Source organism: Aeromicrobium sp., from assembly GCF_047606445.1.
Lineage (GTDB): Bacteria > Actinomycetota > Actinomycetes > Propionibacteriales > Nocardioidaceae > Aeromicrobium.
On sequence record NZ_JASGEK010000052.1, the window covers coordinates 1 to 26,306 of the forward strand.

At 67.4% G+C, this 26,306-nt stretch carries 25 protein-coding genes; 22 read left to right on the top strand and 3 right to left on the bottom strand.

Annotation, left to right across the window (positions count from 1 at the left end; translation table 11 throughout):
* The 11 genes from QM621_RS09730 to QM621_RS09780 all read left to right on the top strand — a co-directional run.
* A partial coding sequence (locus QM621_RS09730) for an Hsp70 family protein (protein WP_414990180.1) occupies positions 1-321 on the top strand: 321 nt, incomplete at its 5' end.
* A complete protein-coding gene (locus QM621_RS09735; protein WP_414990181.1) occupies positions 318-3,044 on the top strand; it encodes a hypothetical protein in 2,727 nt (908 codons plus the stop codon). The genes QM621_RS09730 and QM621_RS09735, both read left to right, overlap by 4 nt.
* Before the next feature lie 350 nt (positions 3,045-3,394).
* Positions 3,395-4,099 (top strand): hypothetical protein, encoded by a 705-nt coding sequence (locus QM621_RS09740; RefSeq protein ID WP_414990182.1) that lies wholly within the window; start codon positions 3,395-3,397, stop codon positions 4,097-4,099.
* Positions 4,100-4,457: 358 nt separating this feature from the next.
* Positions 4,458-5,330, top strand: coding sequence for a hypothetical protein (locus tag QM621_RS09745; protein ID WP_414990183.1), 873 nt, complete (start codon positions 4,458-4,460; stop codon positions 5,328-5,330).
* 1 nt (position 5,331) lies between these two features.
* Positions 5,332-7,770, top strand: coding sequence for a hypothetical protein (locus QM621_RS09750; protein ID WP_414990212.1), 2,439 nt, complete (start codon positions 5,332-5,334; stop codon positions 7,768-7,770).
* Positions 7,771-7,773: 3 nt separating this feature from the next.
* Complete coding sequence (locus QM621_RS09755; protein WP_414990184.1) at positions 7,774-9,414, top strand: TRAFAC clade GTPase domain-containing protein; 1,641 nt, start codon at positions 7,774-7,776, stop codon at positions 9,412-9,414.
* Entirely contained in the window at positions 9,411-9,620 is a 210-nt protein-coding gene (locus QM621_RS09760; protein ID WP_414990185.1) for a hypothetical protein, read from the top strand. The genes QM621_RS09755 and QM621_RS09760 overlap by 4 nt, the downstream gene beginning before the upstream one ends.
* Entirely contained in the window at positions 9,620-11,194 is a 1,575-nt protein-coding gene (locus tag QM621_RS09765) for an Hsp70 family protein (protein ID WP_414990186.1), read from the top strand. Before QM621_RS09760 ends, QM621_RS09765 begins: the two co-directional genes overlap by 1 nt.
* Positions 11,194-11,814 carry a vWA domain-containing protein gene (locus QM621_RS09770; protein WP_414990187.1) on the top strand — a complete coding sequence of 207 codons (621 nt, stop codon included), beginning with the start codon at positions 11,194-11,196 and terminating at the stop codon, positions 11,812-11,814. The genes QM621_RS09765 and QM621_RS09770 overlap by 1 nt, the downstream gene beginning before the upstream one ends.
* Positions 11,811-12,530, top strand: a complete 720-nt coding sequence (locus QM621_RS09775) for a DedA family protein (RefSeq protein WP_414990188.1) — start codon at positions 11,811-11,813, stop codon at positions 12,528-12,530. Before QM621_RS09770 ends, QM621_RS09775 begins: the two co-directional genes overlap by 4 nt.
* Entirely contained in the window at positions 12,514-13,200 is a 687-nt protein-coding gene (locus QM621_RS09780; RefSeq protein WP_414990189.1) for a hypothetical protein, read from the top strand. Before QM621_RS09775 ends, QM621_RS09780 begins: the two co-directional genes overlap by 17 nt.
* A gap of 18 nt (positions 13,201-13,218) precedes the next feature.
* On the opposite strand, the gene QM621_RS09785 is transcribed toward QM621_RS09780, so the two are convergent.
* Positions 13,219-13,803, bottom strand: a complete 585-nt coding sequence (locus tag QM621_RS09785) for a hypothetical protein (protein WP_414990190.1) — start codon at positions 13,801-13,803, stop codon at positions 13,219-13,221.
* A gap of 88 nt (positions 13,804-13,891) precedes the next feature.
* Positions 13,892-14,842 (bottom strand): type I pantothenate kinase, encoded by a 951-nt coding sequence (gene coaA, locus QM621_RS09790; RefSeq protein ID WP_414990191.1) that lies wholly within the window; start codon positions 14,840-14,842, stop codon positions 13,892-13,894.
* Positions 14,843-14,888: 46 nt separating this feature from the next.
* Between coaA and glmS the strand changes: the two genes are divergently transcribed.
* The 8 genes from glmS (at position 14,889) to tsaE (ending at position 24,095) form a co-directional block, all read left to right on the top strand.
* On the top strand, positions 14,889-16,733 hold the full coding sequence (glmS, locus tag QM621_RS09795) for a glutamine--fructose-6-phosphate transaminase (isomerizing) (RefSeq protein WP_414990192.1): 1,845 nt from the start codon (positions 14,889-14,891) through the stop codon (positions 16,731-16,733).
* A 101-nt stretch (positions 16,734-16,834) separates the two neighbouring features.
* Positions 16,835-18,448, top strand: a complete 1,614-nt coding sequence (locus QM621_RS09800) for an Eco57I restriction-modification methylase domain-containing protein (protein ID WP_414990193.1) — start codon at positions 16,835-16,837, stop codon at positions 18,446-18,448.
* A complete protein-coding gene (locus tag QM621_RS09805; protein WP_414990194.1) occupies positions 18,445-19,155 on the top strand; it encodes a PaeR7I family type II restriction endonuclease in 711 nt (236 codons plus the stop codon). The genes QM621_RS09800 and QM621_RS09805 overlap by 4 nt, the downstream gene beginning before the upstream one ends.
* Positions 19,156-19,265: 110 nt before the next feature.
* Entirely contained in the window at positions 19,266-19,622 is a 357-nt protein-coding gene (locus tag QM621_RS09810) for a holo-ACP synthase (protein ID WP_414990195.1), read from the top strand.
* Positions 19,623-21,038 carry an NAD(P)H-hydrate epimerase gene (locus QM621_RS09815; protein ID WP_414990196.1) on the top strand — a complete coding sequence of 472 codons (1,416 nt, stop codon included), beginning with the start codon at positions 19,623-19,625 and terminating at the stop codon, positions 21,036-21,038.
* On the top strand, positions 21,035-22,147 hold the full coding sequence (gene alr / locus QM621_RS09820) for an alanine racemase (protein WP_414990197.1): 1,113 nt from the start codon (positions 21,035-21,037) through the stop codon (positions 22,145-22,147). Before QM621_RS09815 ends, alr begins: the two co-directional genes overlap by 4 nt.
* Positions 22,144-23,115 carry an alpha/beta fold hydrolase gene (locus QM621_RS09825; RefSeq protein ID WP_414990198.1) on the top strand — a complete coding sequence of 324 codons (972 nt, stop codon included), beginning with the start codon at positions 22,144-22,146 and terminating at the stop codon, positions 23,113-23,115. The genes alr and QM621_RS09825 overlap by 4 nt, the downstream gene beginning before the upstream one ends.
* Positions 23,112-24,095, top strand: coding sequence for a tRNA (adenosine(37)-N6)-threonylcarbamoyltransferase complex ATPase subunit type 1 TsaE (tsaE, locus tag QM621_RS09830; RefSeq protein ID WP_414990199.1), 984 nt, complete (start codon positions 23,112-23,114; stop codon positions 24,093-24,095). The genes QM621_RS09825 and tsaE overlap by 4 nt, the downstream gene beginning before the upstream one ends.
* Here the strand turns inward: tsaE and QM621_RS09835 are convergent.
* On the bottom strand, positions 24,092-24,589 hold the full coding sequence (locus QM621_RS09835; RefSeq protein WP_414990200.1) for a Uma2 family endonuclease: 498 nt from the start codon (positions 24,587-24,589) through the stop codon (positions 24,092-24,094). The genes tsaE and QM621_RS09835 overlap by 4 nt on opposite strands.
* Before the next feature lie 175 nt (positions 24,590-24,764).
* Between QM621_RS09835 and tsaB the strand changes: the two genes are divergently transcribed.
* The 3 genes from tsaB to QM621_RS09850 are packed head-to-tail and all read left to right on the top strand — an operon-like array spanning position 24,765 to position 26,298.
* Positions 24,765-25,397 carry a tRNA (adenosine(37)-N6)-threonylcarbamoyltransferase complex dimerization subunit type 1 TsaB gene (gene tsaB, locus QM621_RS09840; RefSeq protein WP_414990201.1) on the top strand — a complete coding sequence of 211 codons (633 nt, stop codon included), beginning with the start codon at positions 24,765-24,767 and terminating at the stop codon, positions 25,395-25,397.
* Positions 25,394-25,840 carry a ribosomal protein S18-alanine N-acetyltransferase gene (gene rimI, locus QM621_RS09845; RefSeq protein WP_414990202.1) on the top strand — a complete coding sequence of 149 codons (447 nt, stop codon included), beginning with the start codon at positions 25,394-25,396 and terminating at the stop codon, positions 25,838-25,840. Before tsaB ends, rimI begins: the two co-directional genes overlap by 4 nt.
* On the top strand, positions 25,837-26,298 hold the full coding sequence (locus QM621_RS09850) for a DedA family protein (protein ID WP_414990203.1): 462 nt from the start codon (positions 25,837-25,839) through the stop codon (positions 26,296-26,298). Before rimI ends, QM621_RS09850 begins: the two co-directional genes overlap by 4 nt.
* Positions 26,299-26,306: the final 8 nt, after the last annotated feature.

Below are 26,306 nucleotides of genomic sequence, written 5' to 3' on the forward strand. Positions count from 1 at the left end.
TGCCGCTATCAGGACAAAGACGAGCAGGTCAGTGTCACGCGGGCCGATTTCGAGGAGGCGACGCGGCATCTGTTGACGCAGACCCTGGACACGGCGCGGCGGACGGTGAAGACGGCGCAGGAGAAGGCGTCGGGGCTGACGATCGACCGGGTGCTCCTCGCGGGCGGCTCCGCGCGCATGCCGATGGTCGACGAGGCGCTGCGGAGCCAGCTGGGCTGGGATCCCCAGCCGACGGGTTTCGACCTGGCGGTCGCCCAGGGCGCCGCGATCCACGCGCGCCGGTTGCTGGATGCCGCCCGCCGAGAAAGGCAGGACGCATGAGTTTCGATCAGAGGGCGTACGCGGAGGAGGTCTTGCGGCCGCTAGCCAAAGACAGCGCGCGACTCGACGCGTTGAATCAGGTGTTGCGGGCGTTGGACGCGCCAAAGCCCAAGGTCGAGGTGGCGGCTCGTCTCGACCTGGGCGAGTTGCTCGGCGTCGACCCCTCGATGTCGGCGGCGGAACTCGGCGCGCACCTCAGGGGAGTCAAGAAGGCGTTGAACAAGAATGCGCGTCTCGGGTCGGGGCCGTTGTTGCTGACGCGGTTGCTCGATGAGTTGGGCAAGTTCGGTCAGTTGGACGACCCTGCGTTGTGGGGCGCGCTGATGGCTGAGCGAGGGCAGGCGCTCAAGGGGCAGCTTGAGAACTTCGCGCGCATGATCGCTCAGGACCGCCCGTTGAAGCTGCTGACTATTGAGGAGGCGACCGAACTCGCCGCTAACGAGGGCCTCTCCGGCGTGCCGCAGCGCGATCTCGTCATGGCGCTCAACGCGCAAGGGGTCGAGGTTCGACCTGACTTCGAGCCGCCTGAGGACAAGCCGGTCAAGAAGATCCAGGATGTCACCAAGCATCCAGAGTTCCGCACCATTGTCGATGCCCTCGTGTGGTCGACCTCGACGGCCAAACCGATGGCTGTCCGTGTGGTCGACGAGCTGTCCTTCGAGGAGAACGGTCGGCGCACGGAGATATCCCTGAGCCACGTCGGCACTGCGGCGAAGGAGCTGGAGAAAGCGGCGAGGCGCTTCAACGCGAAAACCCACCAGGACGTCAAAGACGCGTTGTCCAAGGTCAAGCTCCTGGGCTCGCAGAGCGAGTTGCATCAGATGGCGTTGGTCTCGGTGATGGGGCAGGCGGAGTCCTTGCTGAACAGCGGTCGCACCAAATTGAGTGTCCGCAACCACCTAGTCGACCTTGGACTCGCCGAGGTCGACGCCTCGCGCATCGTGGTGAAGCTGTCAGAGGCGGGCCAGGCGCGCGGTTTGGCCGACGTCACGGACAAGCTCGTGGCCGGAGCTCTGGACGAGGCGCGGCGGCTCTTCGACGCCTTGCCGGAGATGTCCGAGGATGAGGCTGTCGAGAAGGCGCAGCTCGGATTGCGTCTCGAGGCCGCGGAGAAGAAGAAACGCGATCTGCTCGCCGAGTACGAGGTAGCCCGCCGACGCCGTGACTACGCGGCCGCCGAGACGGCGCTGCGCGGCGCGATGAGCGTCGACGTGGGGGATGAGACGCTGGCGTCGAGGTTGGCTGTCCTTCCGCCGCCGCCACCAGGTGCGGTAGTGGCGCGGAGCGCGGGCCAAGGCGTCGATATCACCTGGTCTGGCGCCGGGGCAGAGGCTCGCTATACGGTGGTCCGCTCCGCTGGCGCCATCCCGGTCGGCCCCAGCGACGGTGACGTGCTCACCACGAACATCACGGAGGGGCGCTTCCACGATCCGCGTCCCCTGGTCGGTCGGTCGCTGCACTACGCGGTGTTCGCCTCGAAGGACGGGGCGCACTTCTCAGATCCGTCCGTCACGACGACGACGGTGCTGCCCGCGCCGTCGGACCTCACGGCCTCGGCGGGCGTCACAGACGTCGCGCTGTCGTGGTCGACGCCTCCGCAGGCCTCCGGCGTCGTGATTACGGAAATCGCGCCCGATGGTTCGCTACGTGAGCACCGGCCCTCGACACCGGGCCAGCTTTCGGTGTCCGGGTTGCGAACCGGAACGAAGTATCGGTTCGCCGCCACGGCGGTCTATCTGTTGCCCGGGGGCGAACGGCGCTCGTCCGCTCCGGCGGAAATCGACGCTATCCCGCGTGGTCTGATCCGTCCCGTCGATGATCTCCGCGTCGAGTCGGTCGAGGGCGGGCACCGTGCGAGTTGGTCAACCATCATCGGCTACACGGTCGAGCTGTGGGTCTTTCCTGTGGAGGAGAAGCTCAGGCCAGGCTTGTCGTTGTCCAACGTCGACCTGGCTGCGAAGAAGGGCAGCCGGATCACCCTGAAGCCCGGACCGGCCTCCGACGGCCGGACGGTGCGAGACTTCGACGCCCTGCCTGACGTCAGCCGTCTCGTCCCGGTGACGGTCGATGGTGACGGTGGCCTGGTGGGAGCCGCGGTAATCGAGGGAAGCGCTCCGCCTGTTCGCCATCCAGAGGTCGACCGATTGGGCAACGAGTTGCGTCTGTCGTGGGAGTGGCCGGAAGGCAACTACAACGTCGAGATCGCTTGGACGGCAGCCGGTCAGCGCCGAACGCGTGAGGTCACGCGGACGGCCTACCTCCGTGAGGGAGGACCGCGCCTGCCCGGCGCCGATCACGTGAGGGAGCTGACACTCTCGACCGTGGTGGTCTACGAGGGCGAGCGGTGGGTGTTCTCGCCGGTGAGGGTCGCGCTCGCTGAGGGTGGTGCGGTGCCGGTGGTGGGCTATTCGCTGTCGGTGAAACGTTCCCGGCTGGGCGGCAAGGGCAAGGCTGTGGTCACCGTCACCGCGGCGGACTTCCGCGGGACGCTCCCGCTCATGGTGGTACTCAAAGAGGCCAAGTTCATGCCCAGAGCTGTTACCGACGGACATGTGGCCATCGGTTGCTCCGTCGATCTCGGCGCGGGTGAGACCCCGGGGGCGGCGACCTTCGAGGTGGATTTCGGCAAGGTCGTCCCCCCGTTCTGGGTGCGAGTTTTCGCTGATGAGGGCGCGAAGGTCCGGCTCGAAGATCCTCCGACCAGTCAAATGAAGGGATCCTGATGCCTCGTCGTCGCGCAACGGTCACGCGTTGTCCTCACTGCTTCGCGGTCGCCAGTGACCACTATCAGGCCTACCGGTGCGTCCTAGGCGAGATGAACGGGGGAGGCTGCTCTCGCAAAGTCGACCCGGTGCGGCGGGAACGTTTTCAGGATAGATCTGTTCGCGGTCCCGTGACGATCGGGAGCGGACGAGTCCGCTGCATGGTCTGTGGCGGTGACGCCCAGGTGCGTGTCTGCACGGAATGTCATTCGTTCCTTCCCGCGGCGATCTCGTCGACGACCCTGTCAATGGGGGTGATCGGTGGTTTCAACTCGGGCAAGTCGGTGTTGTTGGCGGCTTACCACGGTTGGTTGACGGAGATGTTCCCGTTGCAGTCGGCAGTGGCTGTTCATGCCGTGCCCGAAGCGGGAGGATGCGATCTACTCGAAAAGTACTGGAGGGATTTGCGTGGATCGTCAGGCGAGTTGTTGCCTCCGCAGACAGTCAGGTTCTTTGATTCAGCCCCCGCTGCCTACGCGTTGAGCTGGTACGACCGCGCTGGGCGATCGGAAGAGGCCGTTGTCTCGTTTCATGATCCTTCAGGTTCGGATTTCGCGTCGTCGGTCCGCGTCGATCAGGTGGCGGGTGACTACCTCAGCGGCGCGACGGAGCTTCTGTTGGTGCTGGACGGAGCCACTGTCAAGACGCATCGGGAGTGTGAAGGTGACATTCTGGGTCCGAGCATCGGCCAAACGAAAGAGATGGTCGAGTCTTTGGTGGCGTTGTTGCGTGTGAGGAACGGGTTGAAGAAAAACCAGCCCATCGACACGCCTCTCGCTGTGGTTGTGACAAAGACCGACCTGTTCGAGGAGTCGTTGTCGAACGCGTATCCCCCAAGCGAGGAGATCCTCCGTCTCCTGAATGAGAACCACTGTGGCGAGATCGTGACAACTATTGAGAAGAACTTCTCGCAGACTTGTTTTTTCGGTGCTTCTGTTCTTGGCTCGACCTTCGGGTCAAATGTCGGTGGGGTACTGCGGTGGTTCCTGGACGTGAGGGGTTTGTCTCCAGTCTAGGACGTACCGAGCGCGACTGATTTATTTTTCACGAATGCCACGAGGTGAAAATATGGCTCTTTTCAAGTCCACGGCTCCCTGCCCGTACTGCTACGTCGAGATTGACACGCGAAAACTCGCTTATCGGTGCTCGGGTCTTCAGAAGGCAGGGAAAAAGCCTTGCGGAAAGACTCGAGATGAGGTGAGAGTCCGATATTTTGGAGACACTGATGAGTATGCTCCGGTCATTCCTCACGATGCGCCTAAAGGGTTATGTCGGGGGTGTGGGGCTGAACCGGGCTTGCCCATGTGCCCGGAGTGCCATTCGCTCCTTCCTGATGCTTATGGCGCGGACTCGGCCCTGTTCGGTCTCGTTGGCGTGCGCGGCTCGGGCAAGACCGTGATGCTGTCGGTGCTGCACGACGAGTTGAAGAACGGCGTGGAGGACCGCTTCGACGCCTCAATCGACCCTGTCGGTGGTAGCTCAGGGCTCTCCCTGGTCCTGAAAGAAAACCGAGACAGGATGCTCCAGTCCAGCGGCGGGCTGCCAGGACAGACTCCTGAGAACAGCTCAAGTGGCAAGAAGGACCCCGTTGTCTACCAGTGGCTTTACTCGCGCAAGAACGCGTTGGGTCGCGCGACAGAAGAGTCGACGGTGTTCTCGTTCTACGACAACGCTGGTGAGGACTTCGCCACCACGGAGCATGCGATGAGCCAGGTATACCTGGGCGCGACCTCTGGCGTGATCTTGCTGCTCGACCCTTTCGGCTTCCCCGCCAACCGGGCACGGGCCGACGACCGGGGGGCGTGGTTGCCTGAGACGGGTCCGGAGTCGGTGCTGGCGGCGCTGACAACGGTGCTCAGAGCCGTCGGTAAGGTCAAGCGCAACAAGAAGATCAAGCAGCCGGTCGCGGTCGTCATCAGCAAGATCGACGCCTTCTTCGACGAGATCCCCGCCGACCATCCGCTGCGTCAACCGTCCTCGACGCGACCGGTCTTCGACGAGGGCGAGTCGCAGACCGTGCACGACCATGTCGGCTCCATGATCGAGCAGTGGGGTGGGGCCAGCCTCATTCAAAAGCTTGATCGTAACTACGAGACCTACCGACTTTTCGGGGCGTCGGCGCTCGGCGCCGAGCCGGACTACCGCGCGGGTCGGATGAACAACCGTGGACTGCTGCCCCATCGGGTCGCCGAGCCGCTGCTCTGGCTCATGGCTGACCGTGGCTTCCTGCCGAAGGCGGGTGGCTGAGATGTCCTTCGACGTGACCGTCTACACCGATGTCCTGGCCAGCGAGGCCGTCGACGGCGTCGACGGATTCAACTTCCAAGCCGTCTCCGCTGGGATCACCGGCGCCGATCTGCAACGGATCCGCGGACCGCTGCAACACATCGTGACCTCGGCCTGGTCGCTGAGCCACGACGCGCTCAGCCACCCCCCGACCTGCGTGTACGTCACCTCTGACGACGGACGGAGCTATCTGTCGCGGGGCCGGTCGACCGGTGCGACGAACAGCGGCCGCGCAGGCAACCAGCTGACGCAGACCATCGTCACCTCGGACCCGAACGATTTCCTGCCCTATCGGCCGGCACAGTTGTTCGGGGCGCTCGACTGGCGTCTGGAGAAGGCCTCGAGCCCGCGGATCGAGGCCTGGACCACGCCGCTGCGGATCCGGCCGGAGTTCGAGGTCGACGCGCTCGCGGAGCTGATCACCGAAGACTCATGGGCGACCTCGATCCTCCCGCACTATCTGACGATGCTGGACGAGGCCGTCGCGGAGCAACCGCGCAAGTTGATCCTGGTCCACCCCGACATCGAGGTGGTGATGCGCTGGATCGCGCTGGGCACCTTGTTCCTCGACGCGCAGACCGCCCACGACACCCCCTTCCGCGCTCTGGTGGAGAATCCGAATCGGGTCGGCTCCGGCGCACGGATTGTTGGATTCAGCCCCGAGTTCGGATCGGTTGACTTGAATTCGGGCAACGTCCTCGACCTTGTCGCTCGAAGCATGCCGCAGATCACTCCGACTGACAGCGCGAGGGAACGAGCTTCCTGGGTGGTCGACCGTGGGATGGATGACGCCCTGGAGGCTATCGACATCGCTCGTCGTTGGGAGAGCGCGCTGGGCCCGAAGATGGCGAACAAGGCTGCGAGCCTCGTCGCGGTCGAGGGCGCCGTCACCGCCGGGCGGCCCGCGTGGGACATCGCGATGACCGTCGCGGAACAGTTGGTGGGCGCGGGCAAAGACGACGACTTGCGGCTGTACGAGGACGAGTTGTGTGAGGCGATTGTCTCCTACGGGCCGCGGACAGCGGAGGACTTCTCCCGGACAGGTCGGACGATGCGTGCGATGTTCTCGGCTGGCGTTCCCGAGATGGCGATGGCGATGGCGTTACCAACCCTCGAAGCAGCTGCCGCCCGCCCCGATGCCGGCAGCGTGTTCCTAGCGGAGTTGGCGATGCTCACGGCGCCGTTGCGATGGTCGTCGGTCGAGGAACAGGATGCGGCGGGGTCGTGCGTGGTCCATGTGTTGGACCAGACGTCGGAGTCTCGCTTGCCGACCGCTTTGACCGCCGCGTCGTTGGTCAACGGGCGGGTCACTCGGTCGGCCGTCAGCCCAGCGCTGGACCGTATGGCGGCCGCCTGGCTGCGTGACCCGAGTCTCGGCCGTGACGGCGCAGTGGAGCGATGGTTGGGAGGATCACTGATCAAGGAGTCGGTGGCGCGACAGTTGCTCGCTGGGCTGCGTGCTCGTGACCTTCAGGTGGTCGACGCGGTTGGCGAAGGCGTCTGGGATTTCCTGCCCTCGACTGTCGACCAGCCAGAACTGCACGAGTGGATGAGTGTGAGCAAGCTCGGCCGACTCGCCCCGGCGGACCGCCGCGAACCGTTGGAACGAGCTGGACGTCTGCCGGAGCAGGCATGGCAGATCGTGCTGGGCGACACGCGTCTGCCGGAGTCGGCTTTGCTTTGGACGACCTGGATCGAACGACAGGGTATGCCGCAGGAGCTGGAAGCGGCAGTGATCGAGGCGGTCAACCGGATGGCTGCTAGCTCGCCTCCACCGTTGTCACAGGATGTTCCTCCGGGTGACGCCTGGCTGCCATTGATGACCGTGTTGGCTGATCGTGCGCAGCCTTCCCTCGCCCGCTTCGCCAAGTCTTATCTCGCCGCTCGTCGAGTGGTTGAGGATTTGTTGCGCCATATGCCTCGCCAGCCGAAGCAGTCGCTGGCTGACATCACCGTGGACGCGCCGACGATCACGCCGTTCCTCGCAGCCGGCATTGGTCGGTTGCTCCTCGCGTCGGGAAGCGAGACTGAGAGAGACAAGCTCTACCGGGCTGCTGGCGACTGGGGCGACGCGGCTGTCCGTGCGGCGCTCATGGAGCACGCGGGCCACGTCGCCGAGGATCGCGCGCTCAAGGGGGTCGGCAAGGCTCTTGAAGCTTTGGAGTCACCGCACGAAGGCGTTAGGAAGGCCGCCGACGACGTTCTGAGGGAGATAGCTCGTCGTCACCCGAAGTTGATTGAGTTGGCCTGCAAACAACCACGCCTCGCTGGGGTGGAGGAGTACTTGCCCGAGGGGGAGAACCCGCGTCGTCGTGGTTCTCGACGGTCGGGCGGTCGGGGGGAACAGCCACGTCGGACGAAGCCTCGTTCCGGTGGATTCTTCAGTCGTGGAAAGGACTGAGTGATGGAAGAACTCGGATTTTGGCTCCTCGGGCTATGCGCGGGTGTGGTGGCGGTATTTTTCGTTGTCTGGACCGTGTTGGCGGTGCTGTTGCGGGTTTTCGCTTGGGTGTTGGTGGCGTGGACCGTTCTGTTCTTCGGCGGACTCCTCAGCGGCATTGTCGTGGGCTTGGCCATCCCCGTGCGGGTGCTCACCGGGCGCGGCGTGCATGCGGCTGCCATTGCGAGCCCCGACGAGGTACGTGCGGGCAACGTTCTCGGCGCCGCGCCTGGCGGGCGTGCGATGGCGTTCGACTGGGACTGGGCTTGGCCGGTGTACAACCCGCACCAAGCCCGACGGGACGCGACGGCGGTTGTCGCCCGCACAAAGCAGATCTTCATCGACCTGTGGGACTGGTTCGCCACCGAAGACGATTTCTTCTGGGTGTGGGTCGCCCTGTTCTGGGCGCCAGTGCTGGGGTTCACGGTCGGAGTTTGGGCCTCGATCGTGACCTGGCTGGTGGTGATGGCGTTGTTGGGCGGGCTCGTCTATGCCGCGCAACGAGTGGCGATCTTCGTTCACGACTTCTATGATCGGTGGCTTCGCCGACGAGACAAGGCTGATCTGCGTTGTGTGAATCCTGGTTGTTACCGGCAGACGACGATCCCCAGCTACCGGTGCGCGAGTCCCGCATGCTCAGCCATCCATCGCGATATTCGTCCGGGCCCGTTGGGGATCGTGCACCGTCGTTGTGGTTGTGGCACCGGCTTTCCCACAACCGTCGGGGCGGCCGCGAAGCACTTGGTGACGCTGTGTCCCTTCTGTGACACAGAACTTCCGAAGGGTAGCGGGACCCGTCAGGTGGTGATGCTGCCGGTGATGGGCGCGGTCGGGGCGGGCAAGACTCAGTTTCTTTCCAGCGGGCTGGTGGGGCTCGATCAGATATTGACCGGCCTGCGCGGCGCGCTAAGCCCGCTCAACGACCGTGCGGAGGAGTTCTTTACAACAGCCAAGGCCTCGATCGCTTCCAACCATCGATTCACCAGGACTCACGAGGATCTTCCGGCGGCTCTTCCGTTCGCGATGGAACGAGACGGCAAAATAGTTGAGATCCAAGCGATCGACGCGGCTGGCGAGTACTTCCGCGACTGGCAGAGGTCGCAGGCCTTGAGTTATATCGACACCTCCGAAGTGCTTCTGTTCGTCCTCGACCCGCTGGCGTTGCCGTTGGTTCACGACCAATTGCGAGTGGCGAAGGCTGATGGGACGGTCGCGGTGGCTCAAGGCGATCCGGAGGATTCCTACGACAGCGTGGTCGAACGGTTGAAGGCGTCTGGCATCTCGTTGGACGGCAAACGTCTCGCGGTCGTCATGACCAAGGTCGATGTGCTGCGTGGCGTGCCGACGATCGGGGCGTTGGATCCAGCCGACTCCGACTCGGTCAAGAGTTGGCTGGAAGACCGAGGCGGAAGCGGTTTGGTACGCCGGATCCGGCGGGACTTCAAGAACGTCTCGTACTTCGCGGTGGATTCCTATCAATGCCGCGACAGCTTCGACCCGACGCACCCGCTACGCGTCATCGACTGGGCGTTGAGCGAGGCCGACACCAGACTCGCGGTGCTCCCGGGGCAGATGGTCGGGGCACAGACAGGAGGAGAAGCATGAAAGACGGCATACCGCTCATCTATTGGACTTTCCGCACGTGTTGGAGCGTTGTCCACCTCGTCTTGGTCGCCCTCGCGGTCATCGCGTTGTTGGTGTGGTCGTTCACCGACAACAACGCGCAGCGGCTGCTGGACTCGGCGCTGTACGACCTCATGGAGATGCAGTCGGCCGTGGCCAGCTTCATCCCTTGGCCGTGGGATTCGTGATGACCGTCAGCATCGGGATCGATCTGGGGACGACTTACTCCTGTGTTGTCCATCAACCCTTCGGCGGACGAGAACGGGTCGTTCGGAGCACTGATGACAGTGAGCTCACGCCGTCAGCGGTGTACTTCGACGCTGTGGGATCTGTTCTGGTCGGCGAGGAGGCGAAACGCATGCTTGGCCGCGACGCGGAGAATGTCGTGGTTGGGATCAAGCGACAGATGGGGCAGGACTTCCCATTGGAGTTCCACGGGACCACGTACACCCCCGAGGGTGTTTCTGGGATCATCTTGCGACAGCTCGCCGCCGATGCCGCCGCAGACCTCGGAGTGTCGGCCGACGACCTTGTGGCGGTGATCACGGTTCCAGCGTATTTCGGCGTGGCGGAGAAAGAAGCGACATCGGCGGCGGCCGAAATCGCCGGGTTGCGATGTCTGGAGTTGCTTGCGGAACCAGTCGCCGCCGCCTACGCCTACGGCCTGGCTGACGAGCCCCAGTTGACTTCCCTGGTCTTCGATCTCGGTGGCGGCACTTTCGACGTCGCTATGGTCGGTATGGACCGGGGGACTCCACGAGTTTGGGCGGTCGACGGTGAGACCCGCCTTGGTGGCCTCGACTGGGACAGCGCTATCCAAGAACTTCTTTGGGAGCAGGTCGACGAACTCTCCGACGCAGATGATCTGCACTACGACGACGATGTCATGGGCGCGATCGAGGCGGCGAGCGAGCGGATCAAGCGTCAACTCACGGGTCGGGACCGTGTGACGGAACGGGTCCGCTTCAAGGGCAGAACAATCGAACTGCGAATCACGCGCGTGGCGTTCGAGGAGGCGACGCGAGGTTTGATCGCCCAGTGTTTGGAGACGGTCGGCCGTGTGGTGGAGTCGGCGGCGGGCATGGGCGCGCCGCGACCTGACCAGATCCTGCTTGTCGGTGGATCGACGCGTATGCCGATGATCCGGGAGTCCCTGGCCAGCAGCCTTGGCCTGCCGGTCAAGTTGGTCGATCCGGACAAGGCGGTGGCACGCGGCGCAGCGGTCCTGGCCGAGCAGTTGGCCGACGCGTCGCGGAGCGCAGGGGTGTCGTTGGCGACGCGAGCGGGAGCGTTGGGCGACATGCGTCGCATCACGCCGGTTCTGCCACGCTCGATCGGTCTTTTGACTCACTCCAGCCAGGAGCCGTGGCGTGAGGATCCGTACGTTCAGCACTTCATTCCGGCGAACACGCCGTTGCCGATCGAGCGCCATGAGCATGTCGTGGCGACGATTGTCAATGACCAGGACCGGGCGCGGATCCAGCTCTATGAGCAGGGTGGCGCAGTCGTCTCTGACGACGTGGCTGACAACCGCATTGTTCTGGAGGGTGAGATAGTCGGGATTCCGCCGCGACCGGCGGGCAGTCCGCTGTCGCTGTGGGTCTCGGTCGGCCTCGACGGGCGCATCTCCGTGGAGTCCTCCCACGGCAAGAAACAGTCGAGCCTGGTCGTCGAGGCGTTCATCCACGGCGTCCTCGACGACGCCGAGGTCGCCGACCAGCGTCAGGCCGTCGGCGGTCTGACACTGGGAGGTGACCGGTAGTGGCGGCGGGGTGGACGCGCAGGACCTTCGACGCCGACGGCGTCACCGAGCATCCGGTCGGACCGAATTTCCAGCGGCTGCGCTCGGAGTTCGGCGGCGCGGTGGTGTTGGCGCTCGACGTCAGCGGGTCGATGTCGGGCGACCGGATCCGCAAGGCGGTCGAGGGCTGTCATCGTTTCGTCGAGGAGGCGGCGGACGCGGGGTACTCGGTCGGTGTCATCTTGTGGCATCACGGTATCGAGGACGATGTCGCGCCGAGTTCCGACCCGAGGGCGGCCCGGGGACTGCTCGACCGTGCTCGCGCGTCAGGCGGCAACAAGGCTGTCCCGTTCTTGACCAAGGCCCACGAGCAGCTGATGGCACTCGACGTCGGCGACCGAGTGGTGGCGATCTTCGGCGATGGCGACTTGGGCCCGCAAGCCGCCGCTGAGCGCAAAGCCGCCGAACTGGTGGCCGACGGCATCCGCATCCTCACCTGCGGGCTGGGCGAGGGGAGCGCGCGGGAGCTCGCCACGATCTCGACCGAGGAGGCGGCCCCGCGCACCGCGACGAACGACACGCTGGCCGACTCCATCGCCTCGATGGCCCAAGGGTTGACGCTCAAGAAGTCGTCGCGATGATCCCCGACGGCTCGGGCCGGCGCCTCTGGAACTGGATGTGGGAGCAGCTCGACGCGTTGGGCGCGCCCGCCGGGGAGCTGATCGACTGGGTCCAGACCTTCGACCCGTCGGCGCGGGCGCTGCTGGCCGGGCTGGCGGCGCTGTTGGAGACCAACATCGTCACCGGCCTCGCGGTGCCCGGCGACCTCGTCATGCTGGTCGCGTCGGCCGCGGTGGCGAGTGTCGGCGAGGGGCTGCTGCTCGGCGTGTGCGTCTCGGTCGGGGCGTTCACGGGCGAAGTGAGCGGCTACTGGCTGGGACGGTGGGCCAGGCGCGGCGCGCGCCGCCACGGCTGGCTGCGCCGACGCGCCGGTCGTGAGCGCAGCGGCCGGATCGCCCGCGAGGTCGAACGCCGTGGCGGGCCGTGGATCCTCGCCGCGCGTTTCATCCCTGTGTTTCGAACGGTCACCCCTTTCGTGGTGGGACTCAACGGTTTCCCTTTCCGCCGGTTCGTGGCGTGGGCGGCGCCGTCGTGCGTGCTGTGGTCAGCGGTGTTCGTGACGCTCTACGCGGTGGCCTCGTCGTCTTTGCGTGAAGAAGGAGGATCACCTGTGGTTGGTGGGATTTTGGTAATGCTCGGCGTCTCGCTGTTCGCGTTGGCCTTCTTCGCGCAGCGTCTCCTCGAACGCGCCCGTGCCGATGCCGATGAGGAGAGCGACGATGAGCAAGTGGCGTAGACGGACTTACGACGGGGCGGGCGTCACTGAGTACCCGCCCGGGCCGCACCTCGACCGATACGGAGCGCAGAAAGTCTATGTGACGAGTCCTGGGTCAGACGACATCGGGCGGATTCTCGGGTCGATGGGAGTTGTTTACGAGCCCTATGGAGGCGACTACGACTGTACGATCCTTTTTCTCAACTGTGGCACAGGAGACGAGATTGATACGGAGGGATTGCGGGCTTTCGTCGAGGCAGGAGGATGTGTTTACGCCTCTGATCGGGCGGACACTCTCATCTCCCGAGCCTTCCCTGGTTTGTTCCGTTTCGGTGGGCATCGCGGGCGTGCTGGCAAGGTGCAGGCTGAAGTGCTGGACTCGGAACTTGAGAGTGTGGTCGGATCAACGCTCGAGATCACCTTCGACTTGGGTTCCTGGGCGCTCCTCGACGGTGGCGGAGAGACGTTGATCCGCGCTCAGCGTGGAAGTGGCGAGTACGCGGGACGGCCGTTGATGGCGCATGCCGAGTATGGGAGGGGCTCGGTCTTCTACACTTGTTTTCACACCAGGGCGCAGACGTCGGAGCAAGAGAAGCGGTTGTTGCAGTTGTTGGTGGTCAAACAGTTCAGCACGACGAGCCGTCAATCCTTTGCGCAGACCAGCCGCTCGCTTGGTCTGAGCCTGTCGTAGATGCGCCAGCGCTGAGGATCAGCGGGATCGCTCGGGGCGCGGAGAGGACGGACGGGTCCACTCATCGGATCGCGTCTCGAGCCGTGGGCCCGTCACTGGATCGCGCTGGGCGATGCTCCTGCGAGTGCGTTCGGCGGCGAGGCGGCGATGAACCGCCACCACTTCTGGCTCCCGTGCGGCGACTTCGTTCTCATAGGTGCGACAGGCCTCGGTCAAGGTCGTCTGGTCTGGCGCGCGCACATGCACCGGAAGGTAGGAGAGTCCCAACTCGCGGGCGGCTTCAACACGATGGTGTCCGCGGTTGATCGTCAGATTCCCGTCAGCTCGCCAGTCGGCTTCTAGGCGGCCGTCACGTCCTGCGGGCGAGAAGAGGTGGTGGTACGACTCGCCGATCGCGCGTACTCGCGGGTCTGGATGGGAGCGCATCATCTCGAAATCAGCGTCGTTGGCGCCATCACGAAGCCGTTGATACACGGCTGGCACCTGCGACATGTGCTGACGCAACTGTTCGGGTGATGCCTCGGTTCTCGCGGAGGGCGTCACTTCTTGGTCGTGGAACAAACGAGAGGTTGGTACTGCGGTGAGACGGCTTGGCCAGGTCATGATGGGTTCCTCTCACGGAGCGAGAACGAGAGATGAGATCAGGATGCCGGTTTGAGTCGAAAGAGACAGAGGGTATCTCCCGCCTGACTCACATCTTGCGCAGCCGCACCCATTTGATCGAGTGGTTGGCGTCCTTGCGCAACACGAGGTCGGCCCGCCCCCGGGTCGTGGTGATGTTCTCGCGCAGGTTCGGCCAGTTGATCGTGTCCCACAGCCACTCCGCGCGGGCCACCGCCTCGGCGTCGCTGTAGTCGGCGTAGCGGTGGAAATAGGAGTCGGGGTCGGCGAAGGCGGTGCGGCGCAGGTCGAGGAACCGCTCGATGTACCAGCGCTTGATGTCGCGGTTGCGGGCGTCGACGTAGACCGAGAAGTCGAAGAAATCGCTGATCGCCAGGCCGGGACTGCCGTCGCCGCGCTTCTTCGCCGGGGCGAGCACGTTCAAACCCTCGACGATGACGATGTCGGGCCGGTTCAGCCTGACCACCTCGTCGGTCACGTCATAGGTCAGATGCGAGTACACCGGAGCCTCGACGGTCTCCGCGCCCGACTTCACGCTCATGATGAAACGCAGCAGCGCCTTGCGGTCGTACGACTCCGGGAAGCCCTTGCGGTCGAGGATGCCGCGACGTTCCAGCTCGGCGTTCGGCAGCAGGAAGCCGTCGGTGGTCACCAGCTCGACGGTCGGTTGGCCCGGACCGTGCGCCAGCAGCTCGCGGATCAGCCGCGCCGCCGTCGACTTGCCGACCGCCACCGAGCCGCCCACGCCGATCACATACGGGGTGCGCTGCGGCTGCGGGTTGCCGAGGAACTTCTCGGTCGCGCGGTGCAATCCGGCCGCCGCCCGGATGCGCATCGCCATGAGCTCGGTGAGCGGCAGGTAGACCTGGCGCACCTCCTCGAGGTCGAGCTCCTCGCCCATGCCGCGCACCTGCGCCAGCTCGCCGTCGGTCAGCGGCAGCGGCGCGTCGCCGGCCAGGGCGGCCCAGGCGTCGCGCTCCAGCTCGACGTAGGGCGACAGCTCGCGGGACATGGACACCATTGTCGCGCCGGCACTGATCGGAAGCGGAGTCGGTACCCTGATCACCATGTGTGGAATCGTCGGATATGTGGGGCCGCGGTCGGCCGTCGAAGTCGTCATGGGCGGCCTGCGCAGGCTGGAGTACCGCGGCTACGACTCCGGCGGCGTCGCGGTGGTCGCCGACGGGACGATCGCCTCGGCGAAGAAGGCCGGCAAGCTCGTCAACCTCGACGGCGTGCTCGCCGAGCACCCGCTCCCGGCCGCCTCCACCGGCATCGGCCACACGCGTTGGGCCACCCACGGCGGACCGAACGACGCCAACGCGCACCCGCACCTCGACGGCACGGGCCGCGTCGCCATCGTGCACAACGGCATCATCGAGAACTTCGCCGAGCTGCGCGATGAGGTCGAGGCGTCCGGCCGCGACCTGCTCAGCGAGACCGACTCCGAGGTCGTCGCCTTCCTCGTCGCCGACCGTCTGGCCGCCGGCGACTCCCTGCCCGACGCCGTGCGCGCGGTCTGCCGCCGCCTCGAGGGCGCCTTCACGCTCGTCATCTGCGACGCCCAGAGCCCCGACGTCGTCGTCGGCGCGCGCCGCAACTCGCCGCTCGTCGTCGGTCGTGGCGAGGGCGAGAACTTCCTCGGCTCCGACGTCGCCGCCTTCATCGAGCACACCAACGTCGCCGTCGAGCTCGGCCAGGACCAGGTCGTCGTCATCACCCCCGACGACATCGAGGTCACCGGCTTCGACGGCTCGCCCGCCGAGACCACCACCTACACCGTCGACTGGGACCTCTCCGCGGCCCAGAAGGACGGCTACGAGTGGTACATGCTCAAGGAGATCGCCGAGCAGCCCAAGGCCGTCGCCGACACCCTGCTCGGCCGCCACACGGCGGGCGGACGCCTGCAGCTCGACGAGATGCGCCTGTCCGACGACGAGCTGCGGGGCGTCGACAAGATCATCGCCATCGCCTGCGGCACCTCGTACTACGCCGCGATGGTCGCCAAGTACGCCATCGAGCACTGGACCCGCATCCCGGTCGAGGTCGAGCTGGCCAGCGAGTTCCGCTACCGCGACCCGATCCTCGACCAGTCCACGCTCGTGGTCACCATCAGCCAGTCCGGCGAGACGATGGACACGCTCATGGCGATCCGCTACGCGCGTCAGCAGAAGGCCCGCGTGCTGAGCATCTGCAACACCAACGGCTCGACCATCCCGCGCGAGTCCGACGCGGTCATCTACACGCACGCCGGCCCCGAGGTCGCCGTCGCCTCCACGAAGGCCTTCCTCGCCCAGGTCGTGGCCTGCTACGTGCTCGGCCTGTATCTGGCGCAGGTCAAGGGCGCCATGTACGGCGAGGAGATCGCCCGCATCCTCGACGACCTCGTCGCCACCCCCGACGCCATCCAGCGGGTGCTCGACGGCGCCGAGGGGATCCGCGCTCTGGCTGCGGAGTTGAGCGGCGCGACGTCGTTCATCTTCCTTGGCCGTCACGTCGGCTACCCGGTGGCGCTGGAGGGCGCGCTCAAGCTCAAGGAGCTCGCCTACTTGCACGCCGAGGGCTTCGCGGCCGGCGAGCTCAAGCACGGCCCCATCGCGGTCATCGAGGAGGGCGTGCCGGTGTTCGTCGTCGTGCCGCCCGAGGGTCGCGACGAGGTGCACGAGAAGGTCGTCAGCAACATCCAGGAGGTGCGGGCCCGTGGCGCGCGCACCGTCGTGCTGGCCGAGGAGGGTGACGAGTCGGTCGTCCCCTTCGCCGACCACCTCATCCGCCTGCCCAAGGTGCCCACCCTGTTGCAGCCGCTCGTCTCGACGGTCCCGCTGCAGATCTTCGCCTGCGAGTACGCCGCCCTGCTCGGCCACGACGTCGACCAGCCCCGCAACCTCGCGAAGTCCGTCACGGTGGAGTGACGCGTGGGGTCGCGCGTCGACAGGTCGTCCACGTAGCCGAGGTCGGCGCCAGCGGTGTGGAGATCTGAAGAGTGTCATGGGTCCCGCATAGGCTGGCGTTCATGAGTGAACGTAACTATGGCGAGGTCTTCACACGGCGCTGGGTTGTTGACGCGATGCTCGACCTTGTCGGGTACACCACGGACCGTGATCTCACGAAGCTGATGGCGGTCGAGCCGTCGGTGGGTTCTGGTGCGTTTTGGATTCCTATGGTGGAGCGGCTGCTGGACTCGGCACGCCGTCGAGGCGCCTCTCCCGCGAACTTGCAGGAGTGCCTGCGGGGGTACGACCTCCAGGCCGAACATGTCGAGACCTGCGTCAAAGCCAGCGTGTCCATGCTCGTGGACGCAGGCGCAACCCTCGCTGAGGCACGACGGATTGCCGGACGTTGGCTCAAGGCCGCCGACTACCTGCTCGACGACGAAGACGTCCGGGCCGACGTCGTCGTCGGCAACCCGCCTTACATTCGTTCCGATCAGCTCGATCCCGAAGCCGATTACATGTACCGCCACATGTACCGCTCCATGAGCGGGCGAGCAGACATCTACGTCGCCTTCTTCGAGAAGGGCGTCACCCAACTCAAGCCGGGCGGAAAGCACGCCTTCATCTGTGCCGACCGTTGGATGCGCAACGCCTATGGCGCGCAACTGCGTCGCCTTGTCGCCTCCTTGTGCGCGGTCGACTCGGTGTGGCAGATGCACGACGCGGACGTCTTCGACGCCGATGTCAGCGCCTACCCCGCGATCACCGTGTTGACCCGGGCTGGCCAAGGTTCCGCCGTCATCGCGGAGTGCAACGCCGATTTTGATGAACGTGCCGCCAAGCGGCTGACACGGTTCACGCTCTCGGACACATTGGCAGAGCGCGCGTCGACGTTCAGTGCCCACCGGATCGCCCACTGGTTCTCGGGCGACGACCTGTGGCCAGCGGGGGACCCTGACAGCATTGCGCTGTTGGACGACCTCAACGCGCGGTTCCCCACCATCGAGCAGACTGGTGCGAAGGTGGGGATAGGCATCGCTACAGGCGCCGACAAGGCTTACATCGTGCCGTCCGACGTCGATGTCGAGGACGACCGAAAACTTCCCGTCGTCATGACCGACGATGTCCGGAAAGGGACCTTCTCCTGGGGTGGCCACGTCCTGCTCAACCCGTGGTTGCCAGACGGGTCGCTGGTCAACCTTGCCGACTACCCGAAGTTGGCGGCTCATTATGCGCGGCATCCAAAGCTCCGCGACCGCTACGTCGCGCGCAAGCGGCCCGATGCCTGGTTCAAGACCATCGACAAGGTCAACCCATCGCTTCTCGACCAGCCGAAGCTGTTGCTCCAGGACATGAAGGCACAGATCACTCCGGTCTACGAGGCCGGTGGCCACTACCCCCATCACAACCTCTACTGGATCACCGCGCCGACGTGGGATCTGAAGGTCCTCGGCGGCCTGCTCCTGTCGTCGGTTGCTCAATCCTTCATTGAGGCATACTGCGTGCGAATGCGTGGCGGCACGCTCCGCTTCCAGTCGCAGTACCTCCGCAAGATCCGAGTACCCGAGCCGTCTTCTCTTGGCGGTGATCTTGCGGCTGAACTCGCCGACGCCTTCGAGCGAGGCGACCGCGAAGCGGCAAACCGTGCTTCACTGCGCGCCTACGGCTTGAGCGAGATGAGCGTCGCGGCGTGAGTGTCTTCGAGAGTTTCGACACGGCGATCCGCGCATTTTGGACGAGGCGTGACGCGCAGGCCCAGCGCCAGGTTGAGTCCGGCCAGTTGGACGCAGGGACGCGTGGCGCTGTCACGGGTGGCAAGCACCTGCGTCCACTGGAGGATACGGTGGCCGAACTGTTCGCTCCGCTCGTGGAGCGTGGCGCTGAGGTGCGAAGTGGCGCCCGGCTGACGCTCCCGGGCCACTATCGCCGGTCGAAGGACTGGGATCTCCTCGTGACCTTCAAGGGCGCGCTCGTCGCGGCTGTGGAGTTCAAGTCCCAAGTCGGCTCGATCGGCAACAACTTCAATAACCGGACCGAAGAAGCGCTCGGGAACGCCGTCGATATCTGGAAGGCCTACGAAGAGGGAACCTTCGGCTCGGTCCGCCCGTGGCTCGGCTTCGTCTTCGTCATCGAACACTCCGACGTGTCCTCGCGCGTCTCTAGGGTTGACCCCAGAACGCTCTTTCCAGCTGACCCGATCTTCTCGGAAACCTCCTACATCGACCGCTACCGGATTCTCGCGCAGCGGCTTGTGCGTGAACGGCTCTACGACGCCACCTGCGTGCTCACCACCCGCAAGGGTGATGGAATCCTTGAAGAGCCGGTGGTCGAAGTGTCGGTGGCGAACTTCGTGGCGGCCATCGCTGGCCGGATCGCCTACATCGAGGCGCTCGACCTCTAAGCGCCCGTCAAGTCCGTCATGGCGGAGTGGGTCTGTCCCTCCGAGGCGGGGCACCTCCCGCTTGTGAGGGTGTCCGCGCCCGAGCCTCGAAGGGACGTAACCTGACCCTCATGAGCGTGCGTGGGATCGGGGTGGACGTGGTGGACGTCGAACGGTTCGCCGCGTCCTTGGAACGGACCCCGACGCTGCGGCAGCGGCTCTTCACCCCTGCCGAGGCCACGCTCTCGACCGAGTCGCTGGCGGCCCGGTTCGCGGCGAAGGAGGCCTTCGTCAAAGCGCTGCGGGCCCCGGCGGGCATGTCGTGGACCGACATCGAGGTGGTCACCGACGACCGGGGCGCTCCGTCGTTCGCGCTGCACGACCAGGCGGCCGCGCGGGTCCGCGACCTCGGCATCACCGGGCTGCACCTGTCGATCTCGCACGACGGTCCGGTGGCGACCGCGTTCGTCGTCGCCGAGGCGGACTGAATGCTCGTCGGCTACGAGGTCGCGGCGATCCGCGCCGCCGAGGAACGCGCGGCTCAGCACGTCGGCTGGGATGCGCTCATGGCGCAGGCGGCCCGCGCGTTGGCCGACCGGCTCCTGGAATGGACGCCCGCCGACGCCACGACACTGTTCCTGATCGGTCCCGGCAACAACGGCGGCGACGCGCTCTACGCGGCGGCCCACCTGGCGCGGGCCGGACGCGCTGTCCGACTGTGTCTGCTCGACGCGGAGAAGGCGCACCCCGCTGGGCTCGCCGATGCGCGGGCCGCCGGGGCCAGGGAGGTCGACGCGCCGAGCGACGAGCCGGTCTGCGTCGACGGGGTCTTCGGCATCGGCGCTCGGCCCGGGTTGACACAGAAGGCGGCTGAGTGGGCGGCGTGGCAGCGCCGCCACGAGCCGTTCACGGTCGCTGTCGACGTGCCCTCGGGGATCGGCGTCGACGACGGCACGCTGCCGGGAGTCTTCTTGCGCGCCGACCGCACGCTGACCTTCGGCGCGTTCAAACCGGGCCTGCTGGTCGGTCCGGCGGCCGACGTCGCCGGAATCGTGGAGGTCGCCGACATCGGCCTGGGGGCGTATCTGTCGGGACCGGCGGTGGAGGCGATCGCCGCCGGTGACGCCGACCTGCTGAGCTGGGTCGCGCCCGGGTCGCGGGCGCACAAGTACACGCGCGGGGTGGTCGGGGTGCGGGCCGGATCGTCGCGCTATCCGGGCGCGGCGCACCTCAGCGTCGCCGGCGCCCAGGCGGGGCTGGCTGGCTACGTCCGCTTCGTCGGGGACGCCGACCTCGAACTTCGAGTTGTCGATAAATCTCCTGAAGTGGTGGCCGGGGCGGGCCGGGTGCAGGCCTGGGTCGTCGGCTCGGGTGGCGAGGACACGGCGGCCGAACACCTGCGCGCGGCGTTGGACGACGAGGTTCCGCTGGTCGTCGACGCCGCCGCGTTGCCGTGTCTTGAGTGGCCGGTCGAACAGGCGACCGTGCTCACCCCGCACGCGGGGGAGTTGGCCTCGTTGCTCGACGTCGAGCGCGCCGAGGTCGAGGCCGACCCCTGGCGGCACGCCCGCGAGGCGGCCGACCGCTGGAAGGCCACCGTGCTGCTCAAAGGCCGCCGCACCCTCGTCGTCACGCCGGGCCGCACGCCACGCGTCAACCTCTCCGGCACGCCCTGGCTCGCCACGGCCGGGTCCGGCGATGTGCTCGGCGGGCTCGTCGGCTCGCTGCTGGCCGCCGGACTCGACGCCCACGACGCCGCCTCGCTCGGGGCCTTCTTCCACGGGGCGGCGGGCGTGCGTGCCAATCCGGGCGGCCCGATCACCGCCTCGCAGATCGCGGCGGAGCTGCCCGGCGTCATCGCCGACTTCCTGTCCGGACGACTGAGCCAGGTGAACGACTGGTGACCATCCCCCAGATCGAGGCCTACGTCGACCTCGACGCCTACGCCGAGAACCTGCGCCGTCTCGGCGCCCATGCCCCCGGCGCCCAGTTGATGGCGGTGGTGAAGGCGAACGCTTACGGCCATGGCCTCGTCCCGATGGCCCGCGCCGCCCGCGCGGCCGGCGTGGACTGGCTCGGCGTCGCCACCCTCGACGAGGCGTTGGCGCTGCGCCGCGCCGGTGACGAGGGACCGCTGCTGTGCTGGCTGCACGCCCCGGGCGCGGACTTCGCCGCCGCCGCCGAGCACGACGTCGAGGTGACCGCCTCCTCGGCCGCCCAGCTCGCCGAGATCCGCGCCGCCGCACGCGTCCCGCGCTTCCAGCTCAAAGTCGACACCGGTCTGGCCCGCAACGGCGCCTATGGAGCCGCGTGGCCGGAATTGGTGGCCGCCGCCCGCCGTGCCGCCGGCGACGGCCTCGCGATCACCGGCGTCTGGTCGCACCTCGCCTGCGCCGACGAGCCCGAGCACCCCGCCAACGACGCCCAAGAGGCGCGCTTCCGCGAGGCCGTCGCCGAACTGGAGGCGGCGGGCGTCGACCCCGGGCTGCGCCACCTCGCCAACTCCGCCGCGCTGCTGACCCGCCCCGGCGCGCACTTCGACCTCGTCCGCGCCGGCATCGCCAGCTACGGCCTGCCGCCCGCCCCCTCGCTCGTCCACGACGTCCCGCTGCGCCCGGTGATGACGCTGCGCGCCCGCCTCGCCGGAGTCAAACGAGTCCCCGCCGGGCAGGGCGTCTCCTACGGCCACCGCCACGTCACCGACCGCGGGACGACGCTCGGCCTCGTGCCCGCCGGTTACGGCGAGGGCATCCACCGCGCCGCCAGCGGCCGGGCGTCGGCGTGGATCCACGGACGCCGCGTGCCCGTCGTCGGCACGATCTGCATGGACCAGCTCATGGTTGACCTCGGCGACCTGCCCGCGCGAGCAGGCGACCTCATCACCCTGTTCGGCCCCGGCGACGACGGGGAGCCGACGGCGCAGGACTGGGCGGAGGCGTCTGGCACGATCGGCTACGAGGTCGTCACCGGACTCGGCGGCCGTGTGCAGCATGTCTACGGAGGAATGTCATGAAGCGCTTGACCAAACTCGCCGTCACGGCTGGGGCGTTCGCCAGCGCGGGGGCCGCCGCCGCGGTGCTGCGCCAGCGTCGCGTCCACGACCGACGTCGCCAGTTGGTCGGCGACCAGCCCTTCGGCTCGGTGCGCGGCGAGGAGTTCGCCGTCATCGCCGCCGACGGCACGCCGCTGCACGTCGAGGTCGACGACGCCCCCGGCGATCTGACCGTCGTGTTCGTGCACGGCTGGATGTGCGACCAGGACACCTGGCACTTCCAGCGGCTCCACCTGCGCGGCCGGGTGCGCACGGTCTACCTCGACCATCGCGGGCACGGACGTTCCGGCGCGACCCACAGCGAGAACTCCACTTTCGCGTTGCTCGCCGACGACCTCGCACGGGTGATCGAGGCGCACGCGCGCGGCCGGGTGCTCCTCGTCGGTCATTCGATGGGCGGCATGACGATCATGCGGTTGGCCGCCGACCGGCCCGACTTGTTCGGCCGGGTCGTCGTGGGGGCGCTGCTCGTCGGCACCAGCGCGGGCAAGCTCATGCGCGGCAAGCCGGCGCTGGAACGGCTCGGCGGCCTGCTGCGGCTCTCCAGTCCCGTGCTCGACTGGGGCCGCGCCTTCAACAGCTCCTCGGTCGTCAAGCGGTGGGCGGTCGGCCCCGACGCCAGCCCGGCCGCCGCCGCGATGTGCGACGAGATGATCGCGCGGGCCTCGACCCGGGTGCTGCTCGACTTCTACCCGAACTTCCCCTCGCTCGACCTGTTCGAGGCGCTCTCGACCTTCGCCGACATCCCCGTGACGGTGCTCTGCGGGACCGACGACCTGCTCACCCCCGCCAAACACAGCAAGCGCCTGGCCGAGGAGATCGACGGCGCCGAGCTGGTGCTGGTCGAGGGGGCCGGTCACATGGTCATGCTGGAGCAGCCGGGTCCGGTCGACGACGCGATCGACGCCTTGGTGAGCCGGGTCCGATGAGCCCGCTGCGCGCCCTCGACGTGGTCGAGGCCCGGCCCGAGCACGCCGCCGTGGTCGCCGACATCATCCGGCGCTCCTTCGGCGCGCGCCGTGAGCTCGACCCGCCGTCGACGGCGACCCAGGAGACCGAGGCCTCGGTGCGTGAGGTCCTAGAGACCTCCGGCGGGCTGTTGGTGGAGCGCCGCGGGCGGCCGATGGGCGCGCTGCTGTTCGACGAGTCGCGGCCGGGGCTGCTGGGGCTGCGGCGCGTGTCGGTCGACCCGGAGATCCAGTCGCGCGGCGTCGCCTCGGCGATGGTCGGCGTGGCCGAGGACACCGCCGAGGAGCGCGGCAAGGACGGGATCTGGCTGCACGTGCGCGCCGAGCTGCCCGACACGGTGCGGTTCTGGGAGCGGCGCAAATATGTGCGCACCGGCGGCGAGGGCACGCTCTTGGAGTTCGGCAAGACGCTCTGGCTGGCCCGCGAGACCCGCACCGCCGACGACACCCAGGACCTCGCCCGGCGGCTGGCGGGGCTGCTGCGGGCAGGCGACCTTTTGGTGTTGTCGGGCGACCTCGGGGCGGGAAAGACCACCTTCACGCAGGGGCTCGCCGACGGGCTCGACGTGCGCGGCCCGGTCACCTCGCCGACCTTCATCGTCGCCCGCCACCACCCCCCGCTCGCAGACGGTCCGGGCCTGGTGCACGTCGACGCCTACCGGCTCGGGTCGGCCGCTGAGCTGGACGACCTCGACCTCGACGCCTCGCTGGCCGAGTCGGTGACGGTGGTCGAGTGGGGCGAGGGCCTGGCCGAACAGTTGAGCCCTGACCGCCTGCACCTGCGCTTCGAACGTCGCGAGGCCGCGTCGGACGACCCCCTCGGCACGAGCGCCGCCGAGACCGACGACGCCGACGACCTCGACGAGCCCCGCGTCGTCACCGTCACCCCCCACGGCGCGCGGTGGGTCGGCGTCCCGCTGCGGTCCACGCTGCTCGGTTAGGCGACCAGCTCGGCGGGCGTCAGCCGTATGGTCACCGGTGAGGCGACGGAGAAGGTCTCGTCGCGGCAGACGTACGCCACCTGGTGGTAGGAGCCGTCGGCGAGGGCCCATGCGGTGACGGAGGGCTCGTCAGGATCGACCACCCAGTAGTGAGGGCATCCGGCGCGCTCGAGCCGTTCCTTCTTGAGCAGCAGATCGACGCCGCGGGTGGAGGGGGACAGGACTTCGACGGCCAGGAGGGGCGTGGAGAAGAGGCCCTTCACGGCGAAATCCGTCCGGGCGGCCATGACCAGATCAGGCTGAAGCGAGGTGTTTTCGCTGAGGATCACATCGAAAGGCGCGAAGATCACTTCGTTCTCGGGTGCGCAGGCGGCGTCGACGTGTCGGAAGATACGGCGAAGAACCCGCTGATGTCCCCACGAGGGCGCCGGGCTCACAATGAGAACCCCGTCGACCAACTCGTAGCGGTGCCCGTCATCGGGGACCGTCTCCAAGTCCGCGCGCGTCAAGGGTCGTCCTCGCGGCATCCTCAACGCTTCGACGGTCATAGCTGTCATGGTAGGTCCTTTCCTTGGTCATGACTTCACCTTGAGGGAAGGTCTGACTGGACGTCCAGGGATCTGACACGTTGACGGAGAGATCGTCATCGAGTCAGGGTAGGCTCACGTCGTGCTGTTGCTCGCGTTCGACACCGCCACTCCGGCGATCACCGTCGCCGTCCACGACGGGACGCGCGTCGTCGGCGAGGCGCACGCGGAGGGGGCCACGGCGCACGGCGAGCAGTTGGCCCCCGCGATACAGGCCGCGCTCGCGCAATCCGGAGCGGCGCCCGCCGACCTCACCGACGTGGCGGTCGGCGTCGGGCCGGGGCCGTTCACCGGACTGCGGGTCGGTGTCGTCACCGCGCTCACCCTCGCCTCGACCCTCGACCTGACCGCGCACGGCGTGTGCTCGCTCGACCCGCTCGCGCTCGCCGCCGCGCCCGACCTCGACGAGCCCTTCCTCGTCGCCACCGACGCGCGCCGCCGCGAGGTCTACTGGGCCCGCTACGACGCGGCCGGACGACGCCAGGACGGCCCCGAGGTCGCCGCCCCCGCCACCCTCGCCGAACGGTTCCCCGGCGTGCCGATCGTCGGACGCGGCGCCGAGCTGCACGCCGACCACCTCGGCGGCTCGCGCGGCCCCCTCGACCCGACCGCCGCCGCGCTCGCCGAGGCCGTCGTCGCCGGGACCGCCGAACGTCTGCCGCTGGAGCCGCTGTACCTGCGCCGCCCCGACGCGGTGCCCCTCGACCAGCGATGACCCCCGTCACCCGTCCGGTGACCGCCGCTGACCTGCCCGCCCTCGTCGCCGTCGAACAGGCCGGATTCGCGCCCGCCCAGGCCTGGAACGAGAGCCAACTGCGCGCCGAGCTCGACCTGCCCGACCGGATCGTCCGTGTCAGCGAGACCGACGGCGCGGTCACCGGCTACGCCACCTGCTCGGTCCTCGCCGACACCGCCGACCTCCTGCGGATCGCCGTCGACCCGTCGGCCCGACGCCACGGCCACGCCCGCGGGCTGCTCGCCGACCTCGCCCAGGCCGCCGCCGACGAGGGCGCTGAACGACTGATGCTGGAGGTCGCCGCCGACAACGACGCCGCCCTCGCCTTCTACCGCGCCGCGGGCCTGACCCCGATCCACCGCCGTCGCCGCTACTACCCCGGCGGCGTCGACGCGATCATCCTGACCCGGGAGCTGCCGTGAGCGAGGTGATGGACACGATCCAGTCGTGGCCGTGGGGCTGGGCCTGGCTGACCTTCTTCGTCATCGTGTTGCTGCGCGCGGGCGCCACCTACGGACTCGGCCGCGCGATGGCCGCCGGCGTCACCCGCAAGCGCCCGCCCGGCGAGACGATGCGGGCGGCCACCGAGAAGGTCGACCGTTGGGGGCCGCCCGCCGTCACGTTGAGCTTCCTCACCGTCGGCGCGCAGACCGCCATCAACCTCGCCGCCGGACTCGCCGGTATGACCTTCCCGCGCTACCTGCTCGGCCTCGTCCCCGGCGCCGCGCTGTGGGCGACGCTGTGGACCACGGTCGGCGTCGGACTGGTCACCCTCCTGCGCTCCTCGGCCGACGACAAGGCTGTGCTGATCGGCCTCGTCGTCGCCGTCGTGGCGCTGACCGCCGTCGTCGCCGTCCGCACCGCCCGACGTCGCGAGTGATTCACCGA

What these genes read in the sequence shown, in the direction of transcription:
- QM621_RS09735 (WP_414990181.1), top strand. Translation starts at nt 318, where the DNA reads ATGAGTTTCGATCAGAGGGCGTACGCGGAGGAGGTCTTGCGGCCGCTA.
- QM621_RS09750 (WP_414990212.1), top strand. Translation starts at nt 5,332, where the DNA reads ATGTCCTTCGACGTGACCGTCTACACCGATGTCCTGGCCAGCGAGGCC.
- QM621_RS09755 (WP_414990184.1), top strand. Translation starts at nt 7,774, where the DNA reads ATGGAAGAACTCGGATTTTGGCTCCTCGGGCTATGCGCGGGTGTGGTG.
- QM621_RS09760 (WP_414990185.1), top strand. Translation starts at nt 9,411, where the DNA reads ATGAAAGACGGCATACCGCTCATCTATTGGACTTTCCGCACGTGTTGG.
- QM621_RS09765 (WP_414990186.1), top strand. Translation starts at nt 9,620, where the DNA reads ATGACCGTCAGCATCGGGATCGATCTGGGGACGACTTACTCCTGTGTT.
- QM621_RS09775 (WP_414990188.1), top strand. Translation starts at nt 11,811, where the DNA reads ATGATCCCCGACGGCTCGGGCCGGCGCCTCTGGAACTGGATGTGGGAG.
- QM621_RS09780 (WP_414990189.1), top strand. Translation starts at nt 12,514, where the DNA reads ATGAGCAAGTGGCGTAGACGGACTTACGACGGGGCGGGCGTCACTGAG.
- QM621_RS09785 (WP_414990190.1), bottom strand. Translation starts at nt 13,803, where the DNA reads ATGACCTGGCCAAGCCGTCTCACCGCAGTACCAACCTCTCGTTTGTTC.
- coaA (WP_414990191.1), bottom strand. Translation starts at nt 14,842, where the DNA reads ATGGTGTCCATGTCCCGCGAGCTGTCGCCCTACGTCGAGCTGGAGCGC.
- glmS (WP_414990192.1), top strand. Translation starts at nt 14,889, where the DNA reads ATGTGTGGAATCGTCGGATATGTGGGGCCGCGGTCGGCCGTCGAAGTC.
- QM621_RS09800 (WP_414990193.1), top strand. Translation starts at nt 16,835, where the DNA reads ATGAGTGAACGTAACTATGGCGAGGTCTTCACACGGCGCTGGGTTGTT.
- QM621_RS09810 (WP_414990195.1), top strand. Translation starts at nt 19,266, where the DNA reads ATGAGCGTGCGTGGGATCGGGGTGGACGTGGTGGACGTCGAACGGTTC.
- QM621_RS09815 (WP_414990196.1), top strand. Translation starts at nt 19,623, where the DNA reads ATGCTCGTCGGCTACGAGGTCGCGGCGATCCGCGCCGCCGAGGAACGC.
- QM621_RS09825 (WP_414990198.1), top strand. Translation starts at nt 22,144, where the DNA reads ATGAAGCGCTTGACCAAACTCGCCGTCACGGCTGGGGCGTTCGCCAGC.
- tsaE (WP_414990199.1), top strand. Translation starts at nt 23,112, where the DNA reads ATGAGCCCGCTGCGCGCCCTCGACGTGGTCGAGGCCCGGCCCGAGCAC.
- rimI (WP_414990202.1), top strand. Translation starts at nt 25,394, where the DNA reads ATGACCCCCGTCACCCGTCCGGTGACCGCCGCTGACCTGCCCGCCCTC.